This is a genomic window from Sinorhizobium sp., assembly GCF_059070375.1.
On record NZ_JCACWC010000002.1, the window covers coordinates 1125746 to 1146273 of the forward strand.

Below are 20528 nucleotides of genomic sequence, written 5' to 3' on the forward strand. Positions count from 1 at the left end.
ATGTTCCGCCCTCGCAACGCGGCGGGACATCTCGCGACATAAGAGGACCTAGCATGCAGCCGACTGCCGCCATATCCCCAGCTGAGGACTATCGACCGTCAGAGGGTGACCGACCCGCATTGCTTTCGCTTCGGGGCATCGGCAAGGCCTATGGCAGCACCCGTGCCAATGACAATCTCACGCTGGACGTCCACCCCGGCGAGGTCATCGGCCTGATCGGCGCCAACGGTGCAGGCAAGAGCACCCTGATGCGCATCGTCTGCGGTGTGACGCGGCCGGACGAGGGCTCGGTGCACTGGAACGGCACTGCCCTCGATCCCCACAGGTTCTCGGCGCGCGTTGCGCAGAGCCAGGGCGTCCGGATCGTCTGGCAGGAACTGTCGCTTTGCGGCAATCTCAGCGTCGCTGACAATTTCTACGTTGAACGCCCGGAGCTTGCCGGCCGCCGTCCGCTATGGCGCCGCGTCTATCACAACCTCGCCCGCGCCAGCATCGAGGCGATCTTTCCCGGCGCACAAGTTTCCACCAGCGCGCTCGTCGCCGATCTCAGCCTTGCCGAACGGCAGATGGTCGAAATTGCCCGCGTTGCCGCCGACCCTTCGCTGCGCCTCCTCATCCTCGATGAGCCGACGTCCTCGCTTGGCGCCGAGCGCAGCGCGCAGCTTCGCCGCTACGTCCGGCAGCGAGCGTCGGAAGGCCTGGCCACCATCTTCATCAGCCACAAACTGGCGGAGGTGCTGGACGTATCGGACCGCGTCATCGCGATGCGGAACGGGCAGATCGTCTGGCGCGCGATTTCGGCAGAAGCCTCCGTTCCGCAAATGGTGGAGGCGATGGGCGGCCCCGGCGCGCACGACACACCGCAGCGCGAAGCGCGGAGCGGAGCGGCCGCCACGGGCGACGCTCTCGTAACGCTCGATCGCTCCCGCACAACGGAACAGGTGGGGGCTCTCCTACTCCGGAGTGGTGAAGTTGTCGGCCTCGCCGGCCTCGAAGGCAGCGGCCAGCGAGCTCTGCTCCAGGCTCTCTTCTCGCAGCCCCGGACGAGCGGCCTCAAACCCGGAAGCCGCGTCCGCTACATATCCGGCGATCGGGCCAATGAGGGCGTCTTTCCGCTCTGGACGGTGCTGCAGAATATTTCCATCGGCAGCATTGCGGCACGCGGTCCTTTCGCTGCGGTTCGCGATGCAGTCGAACGCCCCGCCGCTGCCTCGCTTGCCGCAAGGCTTCGGCTCGATGAAAATCGCCTCGGCTCGAAAATTCTGGAACTCAGCGGGGGCAACCAGCAGAAGGCGCTCGTTGCCCGGGCACTCGCTGATGATTTCGACGTCCTTCTGCTCGACGACCCCACTCGCGGCGTCGATATAGGGGCGAAGCGTGACTTCTATCGCCTGGTGCGAGAGATCGCGAAGGCCGGCCGCCTCGTGATCTGGTATTCGACCGAAGATCTCGAATTCCTGGAATGCGACCGCGTCTTCGTCTTTTCCAAGAACCGCATCATCCGGGAACTGCACGGAACGGACATTGACGAGGACACCATCGTCGCATCGTCTTTTGCCGAGCACGGAAAGACGAGCGAAGAACCGGGACAGGACGGAAACGCGCCGCGACGTCTCGGCCCCACGATCATGAAGGCCATCCCGTTTGCCAGCCTGATCCTCGTCTTCGCCGCGATGTCGATGAAGAACCCGCTGGTCGCATCCTCCTTCGGCCTGGAACTTCTTCTGGCACCTGCCGTGCCGCTCGTGCTCATCGCCCTTGCCCAGATGTTCGTGGTGGGCGGCAGTGAGATCGATCTTGGCGCGGGCGCCTTTACCGGCCTCGTCAACGTCATCAGCGCTACGCTGCTGGTGGCCAGCCCCTTCCTCGGCGCAGCGGCGCTAATGGCCGGCCTTGCCGGCTATGCCCTCATGGGCATCCTAATCCAGGCGCGCGCCATCCCTGCCATCGTCGTGACGCTCGGCGCATCCTTCATCTGGATCGGGACGGGGCAGACGCTGCAAGCGTCTCCCGGAGGCAGCAGTCCGGAATGGCTGACGGCGCTGTTTTCGTGGAGCATTCCGGGATTGCCGACCCCCCTCGCTCTCATCCTCCTCGCGGCCGCGGCCGCGCTCTTCGTCGACGGATCGGCACTCGGCACCATCCTGCGCGGGTTCGGCGCCAATGCTTCGGCGCTTACACGTGCGGGCTGGTCGCCCGTCCGCTACGCCGTCTATCGCTATGCAATCGCCTGCATCTTCGCAATGGTGGCCGGGCTCTATGTCACCGCCACCAACAATGCCAGCGATATCAATGCGAGCTCATCCTTCACGCTTCTGAGCATTGCTGCGGTCGTCATGGGGGGATGCCAGCTGCTCGGCGGCATGATCGCGCCGGCTGGCGTCGTAGCAGGGGCCGTGACGCTCTCCCTGATCGGCGCGCTTCTCGCCTCCCTCGGGGTCAGCACAGATGTAAACGCCGCCGTCCAGGGAGGATTGCTGATCCTGATCCTCGGGTTCCAGGCGCTTCTCGTCAGGAGGCACAGAAATGCTTGATCAGATCGCGGAGCGCCGCTGGGTCCTGCCGCTTGCCGGCATCCTGCTGTTATGGGCAGCCCTTGTCATGCTGACGGAGCGCTTGAGCATCTACAGCCTGACGGGCGTGGCGACCTCAGCGTCCTTTCTGCTGTTTCCGGCCCTTGGCCAGATGCTCGTCATCACGACGGGCCGCGGCAACATCGATCTTTCGATCCCGAGCACCGTGACCTTGAGCGCCTACATCTCGGTCGTGATGTCAGGCGGCACCGATGCCGGCCTTCCGGCGGCCACCGGCGCCGTTCTTGGCACCGCGCTGGCGATAGGCCTCGTCAACGCGGGTCTTGTCGTCCTGATGCGCATCCCGGCCATGATCGCGACGCTTGCAACCGGCTACATCCTTGCATCCCTGACCCTCGTCGTGAATGCGATGGTGACGCGCATGGGGACGCCGCCCCTTCTGGCATGGCTTGCTACCGCCAAGATCGGCGGCTTCCCGCTGATCTTCCTCATCGTACTGGCCCTGACCATCCTCATCGGCCTGATGCTTGGTTTTTCCGCCCATGGTCGAAAGCTGCTCGCGGTCGGCCAGAGCGTCCAGGCCGCACGCCTCACCGGCATCCGCACCGGCCGCATCGTCTGCTCGACATTCGTGACAAGCGCACTTCTCTCCGCACTGACCGGCATGCTGCTTTCCGGCTACGCCGCAGGTGCATTTCTCGAGATGGGCACCCCGTATCTGTTGCAATCCGTCGGCGCCGTCGTGCTCGGCGGAACCTTGATCGCCGGCGGCAGTGCAACTGCAATGGGCACGCTCTTCGGGGCGGTTCTTCTCGTGATGATCGTTACCACCCTGCAGATTGCGGGGTTGCCCCCCGGTATCCAGGATATTCTTCAGGGCGTCGTCATCATCGCCGTTCTCGCCGTGGCCGGCACGGGAGGGAGGATGCGATAGAAGTCTTCACCGCCTCCCTATCTCGGACCGGGAGGCAAGTAACGCCCGAACTTCCGGCCCGGAAATGGGGCGTCCTGACGCCAAAGATCATCGAGAGCACAGTACACTCGTATGATAAGCCTATAAGCATACATCTTCGCGGGGAGTCCGAGGAGGACCCCCGCCCAACTGGGAGGAATCTTCATGTTCAGACGTCTGTTGTGCGCCGCCGCACTTGCAACCACACTGGCGCTTCCTGCCGCTGCCGAAACCGTCATCAAGGCAGGGCACGGCACAACGACGGGCCACCCGACGCATTTCGCGCTCGTTCGCTTTGCCGAACTCGTGAGCGAAAAGACGAATGGTGACGTGAAAGTCGAAGTCTACCCCGACCGCCAGCTCGGCGAAGAACGCGAAATGGTCGAGGGGCTGCAGTTCGGCTCCGTCGACATGGCGGTCGTCTCGACCGGCCCGCTTCTGGCCTTTGCGCCGGAGATCGGCATTGTCGACCTGCCTTTCCTTTTCCGAGATTCCCCGCACGTCTATGCAACGCTCGACGGCGATGTGGGCAAGGACCTGCTTGGAAAGTTTGACACCAGGGGCATTCACGGTCTGGCCTGGTGGGAGAACGGCTGGCGCCACCTAACGGCGAAGAAGGAAATCTCCAAGCCGGAAGACCTGACGGGCCTCAAGCTGCGGACCATGCAGAACCCGGTGCACATGGCCGCCTTCGAGAAACTTGGCGCATCTCCCGTGCCTATGGTCTGGGGTGAGGTTTTCACCAGCCTTGGCCAAGGCGTCATTGATGCGCAGGAGAACCCGATTACGGTCATCTACGTCAATTCGCTCTGGGAAGTTCAAAGCCATCTCATGCTGACCGGACACGTCTATGGCCCGCATGTTGCGCTTTTCAGCAAGATGAAATGGGACAGCCTGACGCCGGAACAGCAGGCGGCCGTCTCCGAAGCAGCCGCCGAGGCAACCGGATTTCAGCGCGAGAAGGCTGCCGAGCTTGAGAAGGATTATCTCGCCAAGCTGAAGGAAAAGGGCATGACGGTGGTCGAAATCGACACGACGTCGTTCCGGGATGCGCTTCGCGATCTTGCGGCGTCGCAACAGAACATAGACCCGGCCCTTCTGGAAAAGATCCAGTCGGTTCAATAGCGCAAGGCCCAACCCGACCTTCTCGGGCGGTGGCGCAGGCTTGCGTCATCGCCCCATTCAAACGATGGGACGCTTATGCTCATAATTGGCTGGAAATGGATCGAACGCCTGATGCAGGCTCTGCTGATCATCGGGGTCGCCATCATGGTCGTCGCCTGCCTCGGGCAGGTGGTTGCCCGGTATTTCTTCCATCACCCGCTGAACTGGACCGAGGAACTGGCACGGTTCATCTTCGTCTGGGTGAGCTATCTCGCCGCATGGCTCGCCTGGAAATACCGGCTGCATATCGCGGTCGACGCCGTCATTTACATCGACAGCCCGGCGCTTCATCGCTGGTCCAGAATGCTGGTCGAGGGCCTCGTGCTGGCGCTCTGCGTCTACACGTTCTGGACCAACATTTCCCTGATCCGCCTCGCGCTGACCCAGCCCTCGCCGATCCTGCAGATACCAATGGGGTGGATCTATGCCGGCTACAGCGTGATGACCCTGTTGATCGCCTGCGACATTGTCAGTGCCTGGATCACGGGCAAGCGCGACAGCGTGCTCGATCTTTCGGAGAAAACACAGTGACGGCAATCCTCGGCCTCGGGTTCATCGCCCTTCTTCTCATTAACGTCCCGGTTTCCTTTGCCTTGATCCTGGCCTCGCTCGCCGCCATCCTCTACGGCGGCATCCCACCGGCGCTGGTAGGGCAGCGCATGACGGCCGCAATCGACAGCTTTATCCTGCTGTCCATTCCCTTCTTCCTGCTGGCAGGTCATCTCATGTCCAAGAGCGGGATTGCGCGAGACATCATGAATCTCGCCAACGCGACCCTGGGCTGGATGCGCGGCGGCCTCGCCCATGCGAGCATTGGCGGCGGCACGATTATGGGCGGCATGACTGGCTCGGCCGTCGCCGAGGCATCCTCCATCGGTGGCGTCATGATCCCCGAAATGGTCAACAAGGGCTTCGCACGCAGCTTCTCGGCTGCCGTCGTGGCGTCCGGTTCGCTCATCTCGGTTCTCATTCCCCCTTCGGTACCGCTGATCATATTCGGCGTGGTGACCGGTGCATCGGTCAGCAGGCTCTTCGTCGGGGGGCTCGTACCGGGTCTGCTCATGGCCGCGACGCTGATCGCTGTGGCTTGGCTCTGCTCGGTCGGTGCCGGATATCCCCGTGGGCCGAAGCCGCAGTTCGCCTCGTTCCTCAAGGCCTTCCGCGCCAGCTTGTGGGGCCTCGTCATGCCGGTCATCATCATCGGCTCCATTCGTTATGGCATCGCCACCCCGACGGAAGCCTCCGTCATCGCCGTCGCATATGCACTCGTTGTTGGCATGGTGGTGTACCGTACAATCCACGTCCGGGACCTGCCGCGCATCGTGCTCGACGCGGCAATAACGACCGGGATCGTGATGCTGCTGATCGCCGGCGCAACACTCTATGGGCTGATCATTACCCGTGAGCAGATACCGCAGCAGGCGGCCGAGATGATCCTGCAGATCACCACGAATCCGCAGATCCTCCTCCTGCTCATCCTTGCGCTCTATCTGGTTGCCGGTGCCGTTCTGGATCTCGGAGCCGCAATCATCATTCTCGTACCGGTCCTCTGGCCCCTTACGCAGAAGGTAGGCATCGACCCGGTCCATTTCGGCATCATAACGGTCATGGGGCTCGCAATCGGCCTAATAACTCCCCCGGTCGGCGCCAGCCTCTTCATCAGTTGCGGCATTGCAAGAGTGAATTTGCTGGAAGGCTCCAAAGCTGTCTTGCCGTTCGTTGTGGCGCTCGCCGCTCTGACTGTACTCGTTATTTTCGTCCCTGCGATCGCGACGTGGTTGCCATCTCGAATGTGAACGTCGCCCCTCATATCTCCCCCAGTCATCAAAGAAGGCTGTCGATGCGGATCGGCAGCTCCCGGATGCGCTTCCCGGTCGCCGGACCCTCGGACCGGTTGGAAGGTCCTCGACCGGCTTGCCATAGCGCTTGGTGCGCGTCCTCACAGCCTTCTTTCGGTTGCCATGGAAAAATGCCCGTTTCAAAGGCAGCTGGTGATGCCACCGTCGACATAGAGTATGTGACCGGTGACGAAGCTCGATGCGGCCGATGCCAGGAACACGGCGGCCCCTGCCAGCTCGCCGGTATCGCCCCAGCGGCCAAGCGGCGTTCTCTGCTCGAGCCATGTCGAGAACTTCTCGTCCGAAACCAGCGCACTGTTCAGTTCCGTCTTGAAGTAGCCCGGCGCAAGCCCGTTGACGCGGATGCCGTATCGGCCCCAGTCGAGCGCCATGCCTTTGGTCAGCATTTTCAGCCCGCCTTTAGACGCAGCATAGGGCGCGATCGAGGGACGCGCGAGTTCGCTCTGCACCGAACAGATATTGATTATCGTCCCCTCGCGGCGTTCGATCATCCCCTGAACGACCGCCTGGCCGACGAGAAAGGCACTCGTCAAATTGGTTTCGATGACGCGCCTGAAGGCGTCTTCCGGGAATTCGTGAAGCGGCGTGCGGTGCTGTATTCCGGCATTGTTGACCAGAATGTCGATACGGCCTCGCTCGGCGAGAATACCGGCCACCGCTTGGCCGATCTCGGCCGACTTGGTGACGTCGAAGGCCGAGGCTCCCACGGTGAAGCCGTGCTCTTCGAGTTCCGCCCGTGCACCGGCAAGGCGCGTCTCGTCGCGCCCGTTGAGGATGACTGACGCCCCCGCCTCGCAAAGAGCGCGCGCCATGGTGAGGCCGAGCCCGCCGCTCGATCCGGTAATAAGGGCAATCCGGCCGCTCAGATCGAAAAGCGCGGGAAGGCCGTTTATCCGCGGCGCGGCGTTTGAGGCACCATCTATCATGTATCGGGCTCCTTGGGCGGGCGTACCACTCTCGGCACGGGGGCACGGCGCAGCTTTGGCTCCGATGCCACCCGGAACATAGGAGCAAACAGGGCGGCGGTACAGTTCCTGACCGGCGGGCCGGCAAAGTCCTCGGGTCGGCCCCAGGGGCCGGTGGAGATCCGCGCGAGAAAGCAGAACATTCCCAAAGGCTTGCTGTCGCGCGGCGGGAATCCTCGCGAGGGTTGGCTGACGATTTCCTGCCGGTCTGCGTGCAGCGTCAGTTTCGGTGAGCGGGGTCGCCGAGAAAGGTCCTGGCGATTTCGGAGACGATATCCGGGAGAACCCCGAAGGCATAGGGTTCATGGACGCGCTCGAACTTCTGGTGGAACTCTCGTCCCCAAGGCCCGAGATTGACTGTCGGGAACCGCAGCGCGTTCTCGGGTGGCCGATCGACCAGACGCGCGATCGGGGTGTTGTCCGAAACGACCTGGCTGCCGCTTGCGGCAAGCCCAAGGAAACTCATGTCCGAGATTCCGTAGAAATGCGGCTTCCAGACGAGGCTTCGCTCGGGATCGTTGCCAAGGCCGGCACGGGCTTTCTCGATCGCCTGATGAAGGGAGCGGTCGTTCCCTTCGGTCAGGCGCAGATGGCTGGGCGGATACTGCAGGCCGGAGAAGCCGACGACGATGGCGGGGCCGGAAAGGCGCGCGAGACCGACCAGCCACTCCGTCAGTTGCCGCGTAGCGACGAGCGGATTGTCGCTCTGAGAGAATTCTCGTTCCTTCTCGGCATAGAGGGCTTCAAAGCCGTCTCCGAAGACGCGTGCTGCCGCCGCCCGCAATTCCTTGAACGACAGGAGGCGCGGCCTGGCCGGTATGGCGCCCGCACTTCCGCCGACGAGCTTGCCGTATTCCGCCGACTGTGCCGCAAACTTCTCGACGGCCTCGTTCGCCCCGGTCAGCACTTCCTCTCGGAAGCGCGCAAAGAGTGCGTCCGCCGTCATCGAATGGTAGAGCCAGTTGAAAGCTATCCAGAAACGCTCTGGCGTCGTCACTTCGTAGCCGTCGCGCAGATCCTTCGCCTCGAGGCAGATCGGCGGCGGCGAGATATCGTTGTCGTCTCGATCCGCCAGAGAGGCGTTCCCTTCCAGGCGTGCCAGGATCCCGGCCGCGATGGCCTGTGCGCTCACCCCTTCGAACGGATAGCTCGCATGAGAACTGCAGCCGATCACCAGGGCAAAGGGTAGAAGCTTGCCGATCGTGCCGGCGTAGACGGCCCGTCCTTCGCTGCCGTCGCCCTGATCCGAGGTCACGTCGAGGTTGATGCCCCCGGCGATTTCGATGTCGAGATCCCTGACCAAACCGGGCAACGCATCCCGGAGCGATCGCATTCCCCGGCTTTCGCGTTCCTCGTCGGGGGTGGCGACCAGCATGAGATTGCCCTGTCGGTCCGTGTCGGCCGCGAATTCTTCAAGACAGGCGATGGCCACGGCGAGTCCGCTCTTCATGTCGAGCAGACCGCGGCCGGGGAGGAAGTCGCCACTCGCCAGATCCGCCAAGGCCCGCTCTTCCTGTTCGGATCGGTCGGTGCGCGCCGACAGGCTTTCGATGAGTGCATCCTTGAGCGCCAGGCTGTCGCATGCGAGGGCCTTGAGCTCGTGATAGTTGTCGGTCGAAACCGTGTCGAAGTGGCCGGCCATGACCAGCGTTCGCTTACCCGTGCCGCGAACGAGCGCAACGACATTGCGGGTCAGCGGTTCGCCGTGACTTGCGACGAGGCGTAGGTCCTGCGGATGCGCCCGAAAATAGGGGAGTTCGCCGAGAAGACCATGGAGGCGATCCGCGAAGGATGCTTCACCCGGCGTGCCGGTTTCGCTCGGCCAGGACGTCATGCGCAGAGCGAATTGCCGGACGCGCTTGCTGTCGATCCGGCTTCCAGCCCGAGAGGCAGTCTCTTCTTGTGCACTCGTCATTGGCAATTCTCCGTCTTCAGTTCGACAGGTACCTTCGAAAGAGCCCACGCGTTCGGTCTTCACCAACGGTGCGGGGGACATGATTGCGTTGGAACTGAACGAGCTGATCTCGACGGTACGGGTAACTGACGGTGTTTCGAAAAGCGAGACCTTTATGATGCCGACACGCGCTTGGACGGAAAGGTCCGGTGACCCGATGGCCTGGCCGCCACACCGGCGCGGCCTTTTTCAGCACGCGCTTTCGCATAGCGTGAGAGGCCGATCTTGATGCCGACCAGCACGGGGGCGGCGATGACGAAGAGGAGGGCGATCGCGTTGAAGGCGGTGTCGAAGGCGATCACGGTAGACTGACCTGCCACGGCCCGGCCGAGGAGGTTCGCCGCTCCGCGGCTTGCGGCAGCCGCGTCCATCCCTTTTGCCGTCAGCATGGCAGCGGTGGTCGTCAGCCGCTCGGCGACCCTGGGGGCTCCTGCGGTGACACTGGCGCCGAGGACTGCGAGGTTGTGGGAGACGTTGTGCTCGATAAGCGTCTGGAGTGCGCCGACCCCTATGAGACCGCCGAGCTGGCGGCCCGTATTGAAGAGGCCGATGCCGGAGGCGAGATTGCGGCTGTTGAGATTGCTGAAGGCGATCAGGGTGATGGACAGGAAAAGGAAGCCAAGGCCGGCACCGCGCAAAAGGAGGGCAGCCATCATGTCGCCCGCGCCGCTTTCGCTGGTCGATCCGGACAGCATCCACATCGCCGCCATGATCATCAGGATGCCGAAGGGCACGGTGGCGACCGGAGGAACACGGCGGAGCTGCATGAGAAAGGCGGCGATGAGGAGCGCGCCGATGAAGAGCGCACCGCTCGGCAACAGGAGCTGCCCGGCGTCTGTCGGCGTGAAGGCAAGGACGGCCACGGCAAAGGACGGGATCAGGAACGCGCTCCCGAACAATGCGGCGCCGGCGACGAAACTGACGATGAAGGCGAAGCAGAAATCCTCCGTTTCGAACAGGGTAAAGTCCAACAGGCCCTGTCCCTTGGCGAGCACCTGCTGACCGAGAAAGGCCAGAAGCGTGGCTGTACCGATCACGGCCAGCCACAGGATCCGGGGCTCTTCCAACCAGTCCCACCGGCTGCCCTGGCTGAACACGTAGGTGAAGCAGAAGAGCGCAATGGAAATCAGGCAGAAGCCGATCCAGTCGAACGGCCGCCGCTCGCCTCGTGCGGGCATCGGGGCTTGCGCGATCAGCAGAAGCCCGGCAGCCGCCAGCGCCAGCGGAACGATGCTGAAGAAGATCCATGTCCAGGACTGGCTATCGAGCAGCCAGCCCTGGAGCGCCGGGGCGATCGTTGCGGGAGCGACGACGGACCCCATCGCGAACAGGGCCTGGAGGACCGGCTGGCGGGACCGCGGAAAAGCGAGAAAGATGATCGCCTGGCCTCCAACGAGCAGGGTGCCGCCGGAAAAGCCCTGAATCATTCGAAGGGCGACGAGAAGGTCCAGCCGGGCCGTCATGGCGGCGATGCCGCACGCCATGCCCATTACCAGGGTCGAGCCGACGATCAGACTGCGCGGATCGAAGCGGTTCATCAGCCACGAGGCAGCCATGAACCCGATAAGCTTGAAAGCCGTGTAGCCGACATCCAACCAGGCGAACTCGTCGGGCGTCGCATATGTGTCGCCGATGATATCGCCGCGCCCGAGCGAGAGCACGGTGCTGGCGATCGCCTCGGTCAGCGTCGCAAGGACTATGCCGGCGACGAGAAGGCCCCCTGCCACGGATGTGTCGCGGCCCGTCGTGGCGGTGGCGACGGTCATGAACCGCTCTCCAGATCGATCTCGACGCGCGCCGACAGGCCCGGCACGAGGCGGCCCGACAGCGGATTGCCGGCAAACCGGATCTTCACCGGAACGCGCTGGACGACGCGGACGAAGTTGCCCGTGGCGTTGTCTGCGGGCAGCAGGCTGAAGGCAGAGCCGCTGCCGGGCGCAAAACTGTCGACCACGCCTTCAAGCGTCCCGCTCGGGTAACCATCGATGGTGATGCTGGCGCGCTGACCGGGCCGGATATTTTCGAGCTGGGTTTCCTTGAAATTCGCGACGATCCATACATTGTCGAGCGGAACGATGTCGAGCAGCGAAGCGCCCGGCGCGACGAGCCGGCCGACACGGACCTGCCGGTTGCCGATGACGCCGCCGACGGGCGCGCGCACCACGGTGCTCTCGAGATCGATCTGGGCGAGGTCGCGCGCGGCCTCCGCCTGCGCCACCGCAGCAACCGCGGCTTCACGTTGTGCGGCAAGCACGGCGATGCGCTGCTGCTGAGCCTCCACCGTTGCGGAAGCCGCCAACAGGTTCGCCTCGGCCCTCGATTTCGCCGCGTCGCTTTCGTCGACATGTGCCTGGCTGATAGTGTTGCTGCGGATAAGCTCGCGGCGGCGGTCGGAGGCCTTGGTCGCCAGGTTCAACTCGGCCACGACCGAACGTCGCTGCGCTTCGGCCTGGCGGATCAGGGAATGCTGAAGCGCCATCTCCGCGTCGACGTTGGCCAGCCGCGCCTTGGCCGCTTCGACATTGGCCACCGCTTGCGCGAGCTTTGCGCGGTAGTCCCGATCGTCGATCCGGAAGAGCACCTCACCCGCCCGGACCGCCTGGTTGTCCTCGACTTCGACCGCCGTGACGTAGCCCGCGACCTTTGGGGCAAGCGCGGTAACATCCCCCCGGACATAGGCGTTGTCGGTCGACGCCGCTCCGCTCTCGCGGGCCCAGGCCCATCCGGCAACCACGACGACGGCCGCCCCCAGGCACAGCGCCAGGCCGATCATCTTTTTCCTGTCGGGTCGCGCCACGGCGACACCGTTCCCGGACCTTGCGCCGGTGATGATCGCGACCTTGTCCTCGAGCGATTTCATCTTCTCAATTCCTGTTGGTGCCGGTTGCCGCAGCCCCGGCGCAGGGGTCTGCGCCAGAGCTGCAGCGTTGATGAGCGCTCTTCCCGTTCACTCCTTGAGGGGTGTCGTCAGCTCCGTTTCCTCGGTGTCGAGAACGAACACCGCCAGCAGCCGTGCAGGTTCCCTATCGCTGGCATTCGCGCTGACTTGATGTCGGGAGCCTGGATCTTCGTAGAAGTTTTCGCCGGCCTGATAGACCTTTTCCGGGGAGCCATTGACGCTGCTGCGGATCGCACCTTCGAGCACCGTCGCATAGATGAAGGCCGACTTCGGATGCGTGTGGGCGGGCGACCCGCCGCCCGGTCCGTATTCGACAAGGACACCCCGCATGCTTTTGCCGGGGACGTTCGGAAGGGCGTGATCGAATACGACGGTCACCTTGCCGGCAGGCCGGTCGCCTGCCGAGGCTGCAGTGAACGAGAGCGCTGCAAGAGCAACGGCCGAGAGAAATCGCGTGAACATTTCAGTTCTCCTTTGAGAGCGCTTGTGGTGTCGGCGCGGCCCCGTGCCGCGTCGGCTTTTCGATTGTTCGCGGGAGCTTCAGCCCGCGGCCTGGCGGCCGAGCCAATCCTCGAAGCGGATCGCGCCGAGGCGCGGGTTCTTGCCGGGGGTCAGCGATTGATCGTCAAGCACGGCGCCGAAGTAGCGCGCGTGGACATCGGGCAGGACCTTGCGCGGGTCCTCGGTCTGCCTCAGGAAGCGCCTGACCAGTTCATCGAGCGGTATCGCCTCGGGCCCGGCGACTTCGAGCGTGCCGTTGACCGGCGGCGCGACCGCAACCTCGGCGAGCGCTGCCACCACGTCGTCGGAGGCGATCGGCTGGATCAGCGCCGGCGACAGGCGTATCTCGTCGCCGACGGCGGCCGACTGGGCAATGCCGCCGACGAACTCGAAGAACTGCGTGGCACGCAGGATGGTGTAGGGAATGCCGGATGCCTTGATGAGGTTTTCCTGCGCGACCTTCGCACGGAAATATCCGTTGTCGGGAAGACGTTCGCTGCCGACGATCGACAGGGCAATGTGGTGGCGGACGCCGGCGGCAGCTTCCGCAGCCAGCAGGTTGCGGCCCGACGTCTCGAAGAATTCGAGGACCGCCTTGTCCTCCCACACCGGCGCATTCGCCACATCGACGACGACATCCGCACCGTCCAGCGCCCCCGCGAGGCCCTCGCGGGTAATGGTGTTCACGCCCGTGTTGGGGGCGGCTGCGAGCACATCGTGGCCGCGCTCGCGAAGGTTCTTCACAAGTTTCGATCCGATGAGGCCGGTGCCTCCGATAACGACGATCTTCATCGCTTGTCTCCGCTTCTCTCGACTGCAACCATTGCCGTCGGTCTGAAGGGAGAGTGCCTGCGCGCGTCGGGGAAGTCCCTGTGGCGGGCTTGAATTGCCCTTCAAGGAAGCTTGGATTTTCGTCCAAAGAACGGTTGTTCGACCGGCATGCCTTGCTGCCGGCGGAGCAGCCAGTTACGCGATGGCGTGCTATCAGATATTATTCGCCGGTTGCCCGGATAGCGAACCGAGGGCGGTCGGCCAGGGGATGCCGAAGTGCAATTCATGTTTGGAGACTACGTGCTCGACCAGGAGCGCCGGGAACTCACCCGGCGCGGCGAGGTCGTGTCCGTCGGACCGCAGGTCTTCGACCTCCTGCTGCATCTCGTCGGCACCCGCGACCGCGTCGTCAGCAAGGACGAGTTGCTCCAAGCGGTGTGGGGCGGCCGCATCGTCTCGGAGTCGACGATCACCAGCCACATCAATGCGGTTCGCAAAGCCGTGGGCGACACCGGCGGGGAGCAGCGCCTGATCCGGACGGTCGCCCGCAAGGGCTTCCGCTTTGTCGGCGACATCAGGGTCGGAGGGACCGCAGAAGTCCGACAGCCCGTCGGTGCCGGCGTCGCTTTAGAGGCCTCCGGCGGATCGGGAGAAGCACCCTCCGCGCTCGTCCTTCCGGACAAACCCTCCATCACCGTCCTGCCCTTTCAGAATCTCAGCGGCGATCCGGAGCAGGAATATTTCGCCGACGGCATCGTGGAGGACATCATCACCGCCCTTTCGCGCATCCGCTGGCTGTTCGTCATCGCGCGCAATTCGAGCTTTCGGTATAAAGGCCGGGCGGTGGAGGTGAAGGACGTCGGCAGGGAGCTTGGCGTGCGCTACGTGCTGGAAGGCAGCGTGCGCAAATCCGGAAACAGGGTGCGCATAACCGGGCAGCTCATCGACGCGACAACCGGGACGCATCTCTGGGCGGAGCGCTTCGAGGGCACCCTGGACGACATTTTCGAGCTGCAGGACCGGATGGCGGAAAGCGTCGTCGGCGCTATCGCACCGCAGGTCGAGCGGGCGGAAATGGAGCGCGCCAAGCGCAAGCCGACGGAAAGCCTCGACGCCCACGACTATTATCTGCGCGGAATGGCAAAACTGCATAGCGGAACCCATGAAGCCATCGAGGCCGCACTGCCCTTGTTCTATCGGGCGATCGAGCTCGATCAGGAATTTGCGTCTGCCTATGCCGGGGCAGCCTGGTGTTACTTCTGGCGCAAACTGAATGGCTGGATGGTCGATCGGGGCGAAGAAATAGCCGAGGGAGCGCGCCTGGCGCGGCGGGCGGTCGAACTCGGCCGGGACGATGCCGTAGCGCTGACGAGAAGCGGGCACGCGCTCGGACATCTCGTCGGAGACCTGGACGGCGGCATCGCGCTCATCGACAGGGCACGGCTGCTCAACCCCAACTTCGCCCCCGCCTGGTTTCTAGGCGGTTTCCTGCGCGTTTTCCGCGGTGAACCGGAGAGTGCGATCGAGCATATCGAGCACGCAGCCCGTCTGAGCCCGTTGGACCAGGAAATGTTCCGGATGCAGGCCGGAACGGCACTCGCGCATTTCTTCGCCGGCCGTTTCGATTCCGCTCTGGTCTGGGCGGAAAGGGCGCTGGGGAACCTGCCCAGCCTTTTGGTCGCGGTCGCCCTGGTGGCGGCGAGCCATGCCCTTGCCGGACGCACGGAGGAAGCGCAACGGGCGATGCAGCGCCTGCGCCGGCTCGACCCGTCGCTGCGCCTTTCCGACCTCCAGGACTGGCTGCCGATCCATCGCCCGGAGGATCTCGCGCGCTTCGCGGACGGACTGCGGTTGGCCGGGTTGCCCGAGTGACCGGATGCGGCGGAAAGCCGCTGGACACACCGTTTCTGGAAGTGCTTAGATCTAGGGTCAGGACCTATTAATCATGTGTAGATTCCGCTCTGGCACCCAGCCGTTTTTCCCGTTCTCGTCTGAACACCACGCCCAACCGTGCAGAACCCTTAGCGCTTTTAAGCTTTGTCCTTTTCGGCAAGTGAGTTCCATAGCGCTATAGCTTTCCGTTGCCTTGAAGGGAGCTTCATTTGATACGATACAGTCGGGTATCCAGCCCTCTTTTCCTTCGAGATTTTTCGCCCAAAGCCAAGTGTGCCCATCCCATACATCTACTCGCCCATCCAATTCTATTGTCTCGCCATTGGCGACCTGAATAGGGTCCGAGTACGTTGCTACCCAGTTCTCGACAACCGAACAGTTATGACCTTCTATACTACCGTATTTAGGCATTTTAACCCTCGGCTTATCGTGATTCATAATGGCAAGGAGGATCGCCCATGTCACTCTGTTTTGGCTCACAGAAGAACAGGTTGAACGGATCAGTCCGTTATTCCCCAAAGAGCGGGGGATCCTGCCCTCCCGTGTAGAGCCTGGCCCATGGTGATTCCCTCCGTTACACGGAAAATAATGCACCATCAAAACGCGGGATCAAACACCCTAGCCTTCGTATGTGCCGACGATCTCCGCTTCTCCAACGAGATGTTTGCAGGCCCTCTCCCAGGCTTCCGCCGCGCCCACGTCGTCGGGGATCGAAAGATTGACCGCGTCGAGGGCGGCGAGCCTGAATCGGTAACGGTGCACGCCTGTTCCGGAAGGCGGCTGCGGCCCGTCGTAACGGGCGTTACCGAAATCGTTCTTCATGAACTTGATCCCACGTTCGGGGCCGGTATCGACGGCCTGCGGGAGCTCGGTCCAATTGCCGGGAATGTTGATAATTCCGCAATGGCGGAACAAACCGCTCACCGCATCCGGATCCTCCACGATCAACGCGAAACTCTCAGTTCCCTCGGGCGTGCCCGTCCATTTCAGCGGGGGAAACAGGTTCTCGCCGAAACGGGTGTATTTCTGCGGTATCGGCTGGCCGTCGGCGAATACGGGACTGATCAGACTGAAGGTCATCAGTTGCCTCCTTCCATGTACAAGCAAATGCCGCAGCAATCTTTGCAGGTCCGGCGGGACGCACGGCGCGGCTGCTACGGAAACGAGAGCGCGGGGCATTGCCCCATCGGCGCCTCCTCGCGCGAATAGGAGAACCAAGAGCCGCGACTTGTGTTCCCGAAGGCGGCAGGCGCCGCAAATCCGAGCCGCACGAACAGCTCCCGATTAGGCGGATAAAATTTCGCCGGACGACCGGAACTTTGATCCTCGTGATTGTGTTGATGGAGGGCACATCGGCGGCGAGTGGGCCGGTTGCAGTCAACACGTTTCCCGGAACATGAGCGATGCAGATACTGTCTGTCACGGCCGAAATTTTTCCGCTCGTCAAGACCGGCGGCCTGGCAGATGTAGCGGGATCGCTCCCCAAAGCACTCAGGGCTCACGGCATCCACACGCGCAGCTTCGTTCCGGGCTACCCCGGCGTCATGCGCGCGCTCAGCGACGCGACCCCCGTCGCCGCGTTCGAAAACCTGTTCGGCGAACGCGCCACCCTTATCGCGGCCAGGGCTCAGGGGCTGGATCTCTTCGTGCTCGATGCGCCGGCCTTCTATGACCGGGAAGGGGCTCTCTACGTGGACAGGCATGGCCGGGAATATGCGGACAACTGGAAGCGCTTCGCCGCCTTTTCGCTGGTCGCATCGCAAATCGCGGGCGGGCTCGTTCCCAACTGGCGGCCGCATATCATTCACGCACATGACTGGCACGCGGCGATGAGCCTCGTCTATCTGAAATACGCAGGCGACGACATCATTCCTCGCGTCCTGACCGTGCACAACCTCGCGTTCCAGGGGCAATTCCCGGCCCACTACTTCCCCGAGCTCGGCCTGCCGGCGGACGCCTATTCGATCGACGGCGTCGAATATTACGGCGATATCGGGTTCCTCAAGGGCGGCCTGCAGGCAGCCGATGCGATCACGGTCGTCAGCCCCACCTATGCGCGGGAAATCATGTCTCCGGCCTTCGGCATGGGGCTCGAAGGCGTGATGAACGAGCGGCATGCGGATGTCGTGGGCATCGTCAACGGCATAGACCTGGAAGTGTGGGATCCAACCTCGGATCCCTGCATCGAGCATCACTATTCGGCACGCGTGCCGCTTCGCCGCCTGCCCAACCGGCAGGTGCTGCTCCGGCATTTCGGCCTGCCGGACACCTGCGGTCCGGTCTTCGCCAGCGTCAACCGACTGACATGGCAGAAGGGCATGGATATGCTCGCTGCGACCGCCGGCGAGATCGTCAAGAATGGCGGCACCCTGATTATCCATGGGCAAGGCGAGGAGAAGCTGGAGGCCGCATTCATGGATCTCATGCGACGGTACCCGCAAAACATAAGCGTAAGCATCGGTTATGACGAGCAGCTTGCCCACAGGATCCATGCCGGCGCGGATGCGATGCTCGTTCCGTCCCGGTTCGAGCCCTGCGGCCTCACGCAGCTTTACGCTCTGCGCTACGGCTGCGTACCGGTCGTCGCCCGCACGGGCGGCCTGTCTGAGACCATCATCGATGCCAACGATGCCGCGCTCCATGCCCATGTCGCGACGGGCATACAGTTTGCGCCCATCGACGAGGACGGGCTACGCCATGCACTGCGCCGCACCTTCCGGCTCTACCGGCTGCGACGCGTCTGGGAGGGACTTCGGCGGCAGGGCATGAAAACCGACTGCTCGTGGCATCGCAGTGCGGCCCGCTATGCGGAGCTTTACAGCGAACTCCTCAATCCCGACATGCGCCTGGTCGGCAGCGCCTGACCTGGAAATTCCAGGAAAACTGCGCAGCGGTCTTCCGTCCGGAGCTTCGAAAGCAAAGGGCTGAGCATTCGGAGGAAAGCGGAAATGCGCCAGCGCAATAGCGGGTGCGTGCCCCGCCTTCCGCAATTTCGCGGAATGCTATCATTCGCAAAGGTGATGAATTGATAAGCAGTGCGGCATGGATTGCGCCGCCCGAATATGCGAATGGCTGCGGCAGGCCAGAACGCCGGATTCGCTTAAGCCCGAGCTCCTGTCCGCAAATGTTCCGCGGAAAACGCGGTCCCGCTCTGAAGGAATTCGCACCCATGGCCGTCGACAGCGTCCCCGGCAACCTTACCCGTGAAAACGGCGCCGCCCGCGCCGGCGTGGTCGTCATGCTCCTCGGCATGTTGATGTTCTCGGTGAACGACGTCATGGGCAAGTGGCTCGTCGCCACCTACTCGGTCGGGCAGGTGGTCCTGATCCGCAGCATCGCCGCTGCCCTTCTGCTGGCGCCCTTTCTGTGGGTGAGCGGCCCGAGAAAGCTCTTCACCCTCGAGCGGCCCGGCCTTCAGTTTGCCCGCGTCGTCGCCTCGACGGCCGAGGTGGTCGCGTTCTATTTCGCTGTCGTCTATCTGCCGCTGGCCGACGTCATGACCTATTGGCTGGCGGCGCCGATCTATGTCGCGGCCGTTTCGCCGCTGGTGCTGAAAGAACCTGTCGGCTGGCGGCGCTGGACGGCGATCGGCATCGGATTTGTCGGCGTCGTCGTCGCGCTCGAACCGTCGTCACAGGCCTTCACGCTGCCGGCCGTCATCTCGATTCTCGGCAGCATGACCTTCGCCTTCATGATGATTTCCGGGCGGTCGTTGCGCGGCACTCCGGATACGACGCTTGCCTTCTGGCAGATCGTCGGTGCCGCGGTCGCCGGCCTCGTCTGGGCACCCTTCGACTGGACACCTCTCAAACCGGTCGACACGGCGCTCATCTGCCTGCTGGGCGCCGTCGCAATGATCGCCCATGTGCTCGTCAACCGGGCGCTGAAGCTCGCCGACGCCGCAACGGTCGCCCCGCTGCAGTACACGCTGCTCTTCTGGGCAATCTTCTTCGGCTGGCTGATCTTCGGCGATACGCCGCGGTTGTCGATGGTGATCGGCGCCGCCCTCATCGTCGCTTCGGGCCTCTTCATTTTCTTCCGCGAACAGCAGCTGAAAAGGCAGGGGCGGCTGAAAGGCTGAGTGCCCGTCGCCGTTCCCCGCCTGCATCAACGCGAAGAATATCGGTTATCGCGCCTATCGATTTCGCTTATGTAACATCTGTCCCTAAAGTTCTTTGGAAGCGCCGAACAAAGGCGCAACCGAGGGAACGAACATGCGAAAACTCATTCTGGCACTGGCACTCGCCGGCACTGCACTGTCTTCTTCCGCCATTGCTGCGGAAAAGCTGAAGATCGGAACCGAGGGCGCCTATCCGCCCTTCAACTTCGTCGATTCCAGCGGCAAGATCGGCGGTTTCGACGTGGAGATCGGCCTCGCGCTCTGCGAGCGCATGAAGGTCGAGTGCGAAGTCGTCGCCCAGGATTGGGACGGCATCATTCCGGGCCTGCTTGCCAAGAAGTACGATATGATCATCGCCTCGATGTTCATCACCGAGGAGCGCAAGAAGCAGGTGGCTTTCAGCAATCCCTATTACCTCGCCGCGATGACCCATGCCGCACCTAAGGGTGCCGGCATCAACGACTTCAGCAACGAGGCGCTCAAGGGCAAGGTGATCGGCGCCCAGGCCGGCACGACCCAGGCTGACTATATCGCCGCCGTCTACCCGGATGCCGAGATCAAGCTCTATCCCACCCAGGACGAAGCCAATCTCGACATGGTCAACGGCAGGCTCGACCTGCAGGTCGGCGACATGCTGCCGCTGCTCGATTGGGTCACCAAGAATGACGACGGCAAGGGTTGCTGCGAGCTTATCGGCGAGCCGATCACCGACAAAAAATTCGTCGGCGACGGCGTCGGCATTGCTGTCCGTCAGGAGGACGATGAACTGCGCGAGAGGGTGAACAAGGCACTCGACGAGATCCGCGCCGACGGGACCTACAAGAAAATCAACGACAAGTATTTCACCATCGACGTCTATACGATGAAGTGACGGCGCATGCCTCTCATCCGGCCTGCCGGCCGGATGAGAGGCACA

At 63.1% G+C, this 20528-nt stretch carries 17 protein-coding genes; 9 read left to right on the forward strand and 8 right to left on the reverse strand.

What is annotated here, in order from left to right:
* Positions 1-53: 53 nt before the first annotated feature.
* The 5 genes from AC5J09_RS09870 to AC5J09_RS09890 all read left to right on the forward strand — a co-directional run bounded on the left by AC5J09_RS09870 (position 54) and on the right by AC5J09_RS09890 (position 6446).
* Positions 54-2534, forward strand: a complete 2481-nt coding sequence (locus AC5J09_RS09870) for an ATP-binding cassette domain-containing protein (RefSeq protein ID WP_324764561.1) — start codon at positions 54-56, stop codon at positions 2532-2534.
* Positions 2527-3468, forward strand: a complete 942-nt coding sequence (locus AC5J09_RS09875; protein ID WP_324764560.1) for an ABC transporter permease — start codon at positions 2527-2529, stop codon at positions 3466-3468. The genes AC5J09_RS09870 and AC5J09_RS09875 overlap by 8 nt, the downstream gene beginning before the upstream one ends.
* A gap of 183 nt (positions 3469-3651) precedes the next feature.
* Complete coding sequence (locus tag AC5J09_RS09880) at positions 3652-4611, forward strand: TRAP transporter substrate-binding protein (protein ID WP_324764559.1); 960 nt, start codon at positions 3652-3654, stop codon at positions 4609-4611.
* 75 nt (positions 4612-4686) lie between these two features.
* Positions 4687-5181 (forward strand): TRAP transporter small permease, encoded by a 495-nt coding sequence (locus tag AC5J09_RS09885; protein ID WP_324764558.1) that lies wholly within the window; start codon positions 4687-4689, stop codon positions 5179-5181.
* Positions 5178-6446 (forward strand): TRAP transporter large permease, encoded by a 1269-nt coding sequence (locus AC5J09_RS09890; protein WP_324764557.1) that lies wholly within the window; start codon positions 5178-5180, stop codon positions 6444-6446. The genes AC5J09_RS09885 and AC5J09_RS09890 overlap by 4 nt, the downstream gene beginning before the upstream one ends.
* Before the next feature lie 182 nt (positions 6447-6628).
* On the opposite strand, the gene AC5J09_RS09895 is transcribed toward AC5J09_RS09890, so the two are convergent.
* The 6 genes from AC5J09_RS09895 to AC5J09_RS09920 all read right to left on the reverse strand — a co-directional run bounded on the left by AC5J09_RS09895 (position 6629) and on the right by AC5J09_RS09920 (position 13620).
* Complete coding sequence (locus tag AC5J09_RS09895) at positions 6629-7435, reverse strand: glucose 1-dehydrogenase (RefSeq protein WP_324764556.1); 807 nt, start codon at positions 7433-7435, stop codon at positions 6629-6631.
* A gap of 259 nt (positions 7436-7694) precedes the next feature.
* The gene (locus tag AC5J09_RS09900) at positions 7695-9389 is read right to left on the reverse strand and encodes a M20/M25/M40 family metallo-hydrolase (RefSeq protein ID WP_324764555.1); all 1695 of its coding nucleotides are present in this window, start codon (positions 9387-9389) and stop codon (positions 7695-7697) included.
* Between the two features lie 152 nt (positions 9390-9541).
* Complete coding sequence (locus AC5J09_RS09905; protein WP_324764554.1) at positions 9542-11194, reverse strand: DHA2 family efflux MFS transporter permease subunit; 1653 nt, start codon at positions 11192-11194, stop codon at positions 9542-9544.
* Positions 11191-12288 (reverse strand): HlyD family secretion protein, encoded by a 1098-nt coding sequence (locus tag AC5J09_RS09910; protein WP_324764553.1) that lies wholly within the window; start codon positions 12286-12288, stop codon positions 11191-11193. Before AC5J09_RS09910 ends, AC5J09_RS09905 begins: the two co-directional genes overlap by 4 nt.
* A gap of 87 nt (positions 12289-12375) precedes the next feature.
* A complete protein-coding gene (locus AC5J09_RS09915) occupies positions 12376-12789 on the reverse strand; it encodes a cupin domain-containing protein (protein ID WP_324764552.1) in 414 nt (137 codons plus the stop codon).
* Positions 12790-12867: 78 nt separating this feature from the next.
* Complete coding sequence (locus AC5J09_RS09920) at positions 12868-13620, reverse strand: SDR family oxidoreductase (protein WP_100671338.1); 753 nt, start codon at positions 13618-13620, stop codon at positions 12868-12870.
* A gap of 255 nt (positions 13621-13875) precedes the next feature.
* Between AC5J09_RS09920 and AC5J09_RS09925 the strand changes: the two genes are divergently transcribed.
* Positions 13876-15471: a winged helix-turn-helix domain-containing tetratricopeptide repeat protein gene (locus AC5J09_RS09925; protein WP_324764551.1), complete on the forward strand. Its 1596-nt coding sequence runs from the start codon at positions 13876-13878 to the stop codon at positions 15469-15471.
* A gap of 57 nt (positions 15472-15528) precedes the next feature.
* Here AC5J09_RS09925 and AC5J09_RS09930 read toward each other — a convergent pair whose 3' ends face one another.
* Together AC5J09_RS09930 and AC5J09_RS09935 are read right to left on the reverse strand one after the other, a co-directional pair.
* Positions 15529-16089: an SH3 domain-containing protein gene (locus tag AC5J09_RS09930; RefSeq protein ID WP_494297534.1), complete on the reverse strand. Its 561-nt coding sequence runs from the start codon at positions 16087-16089 to the stop codon at positions 15529-15531.
* A gap of 21 nt (positions 16090-16110) precedes the next feature.
* Positions 16111-16572, reverse strand: coding sequence for a YbhB/YbcL family Raf kinase inhibitor-like protein (locus AC5J09_RS09935; protein WP_324764550.1), 462 nt, complete (start codon positions 16570-16572; stop codon positions 16111-16113).
* A 323-nt stretch (positions 16573-16895) separates the two neighbouring features.
* On the opposite strand from AC5J09_RS09935, the gene glgA reads away from it, so the two are divergent.
* The 3 genes from glgA to AC5J09_RS09950 all read left to right on the forward strand — a co-directional run bounded on the left by glgA (position 16896) and on the right by AC5J09_RS09950 (position 20483).
* A complete protein-coding gene (gene glgA, locus AC5J09_RS09940) occupies positions 16896-18356 on the forward strand; it encodes a glycogen synthase GlgA (RefSeq protein WP_324764549.1) in 1461 nt (486 codons plus the stop codon).
* 305 nt (positions 18357-18661) lie between these two features.
* Positions 18662-19573: a DMT family transporter gene (locus AC5J09_RS09945; protein WP_324764548.1), complete on the forward strand. Its 912-nt coding sequence runs from the start codon at positions 18662-18664 to the stop codon at positions 19571-19573.
* 133 nt (positions 19574-19706) lie between these two features.
* Positions 19707-20483 (forward strand): ABC transporter substrate-binding protein, encoded by a 777-nt coding sequence (locus AC5J09_RS09950; protein ID WP_324764547.1) that lies wholly within the window; start codon positions 19707-19709, stop codon positions 20481-20483.
* Positions 20484-20528 lie beyond the last annotated feature (45 nt).

Coding starts and splice junctions, on each gene's coding strand:
- AC5J09_RS09870 (WP_324764561.1), top strand. CDS start 54: ATGCAGCCGACTGCCGCCATATCCCCAGCTGAGGACTATCGACCGTCA.
- AC5J09_RS09875 (WP_324764560.1), top strand. CDS start 2,527: ATGCTTGATCAGATCGCGGAGCGCCGCTGGGTCCTGCCGCTTGCCGGC.
- AC5J09_RS09880 (WP_324764559.1), top strand. CDS start 3,652: ATGTTCAGACGTCTGTTGTGCGCCGCCGCACTTGCAACCACACTGGCG.
- AC5J09_RS09885 (WP_324764558.1), top strand. CDS start 4,687: ATGCTCATAATTGGCTGGAAATGGATCGAACGCCTGATGCAGGCTCTG.
- AC5J09_RS09895 (WP_324764556.1), bottom strand. CDS start 7,435: ATGATAGATGGTGCCTCAAACGCCGCGCCGCGGATAAACGGCCTTCCC.
- AC5J09_RS09900 (WP_324764555.1), bottom strand. CDS start 9,389: ATGACGAGTGCACAAGAAGAGACTGCCTCTCGGGCTGGAAGCCGGATC.
- AC5J09_RS09905 (WP_324764554.1), bottom strand. CDS start 11,194: ATGACCGTCGCCACCGCCACGACGGGCCGCGACACATCCGTGGCAGGG.
- AC5J09_RS09910 (WP_324764553.1), bottom strand. CDS start 12,288: ATGAAATCGCTCGAGGACAAGGTCGCGATCATCACCGGCGCAAGGTCC.
- AC5J09_RS09915 (WP_324764552.1), bottom strand. CDS start 12,789: ATGTTCACGCGATTTCTCTCGGCCGTTGCTCTTGCAGCGCTCTCGTTC.
- AC5J09_RS09920 (WP_100671338.1), bottom strand. CDS start 13,620: ATGAAGATCGTCGTTATCGGAGGCACCGGCCTCATCGGATCGAAACTT.
- AC5J09_RS09930 (WP_494297534.1), bottom strand. CDS start 16,089: ATGGTGCATTATTTTCCGTGTAACGGAGGGAATCACCATGGGCCAGGC.
- AC5J09_RS09935 (WP_324764550.1), bottom strand. CDS start 16,572: ATGACCTTCAGTCTGATCAGTCCCGTATTCGCCGACGGCCAGCCGATA.
- glgA (WP_324764549.1), top strand. CDS start 16,896: ATGCAGATACTGTCTGTCACGGCCGAAATTTTTCCGCTCGTCAAGACC.
- AC5J09_RS09945 (WP_324764548.1), top strand. CDS start 18,662: ATGGCCGTCGACAGCGTCCCCGGCAACCTTACCCGTGAAAACGGCGCC.
- AC5J09_RS09950 (WP_324764547.1), top strand. CDS start 19,707: ATGCGAAAACTCATTCTGGCACTGGCACTCGCCGGCACTGCACTGTCT.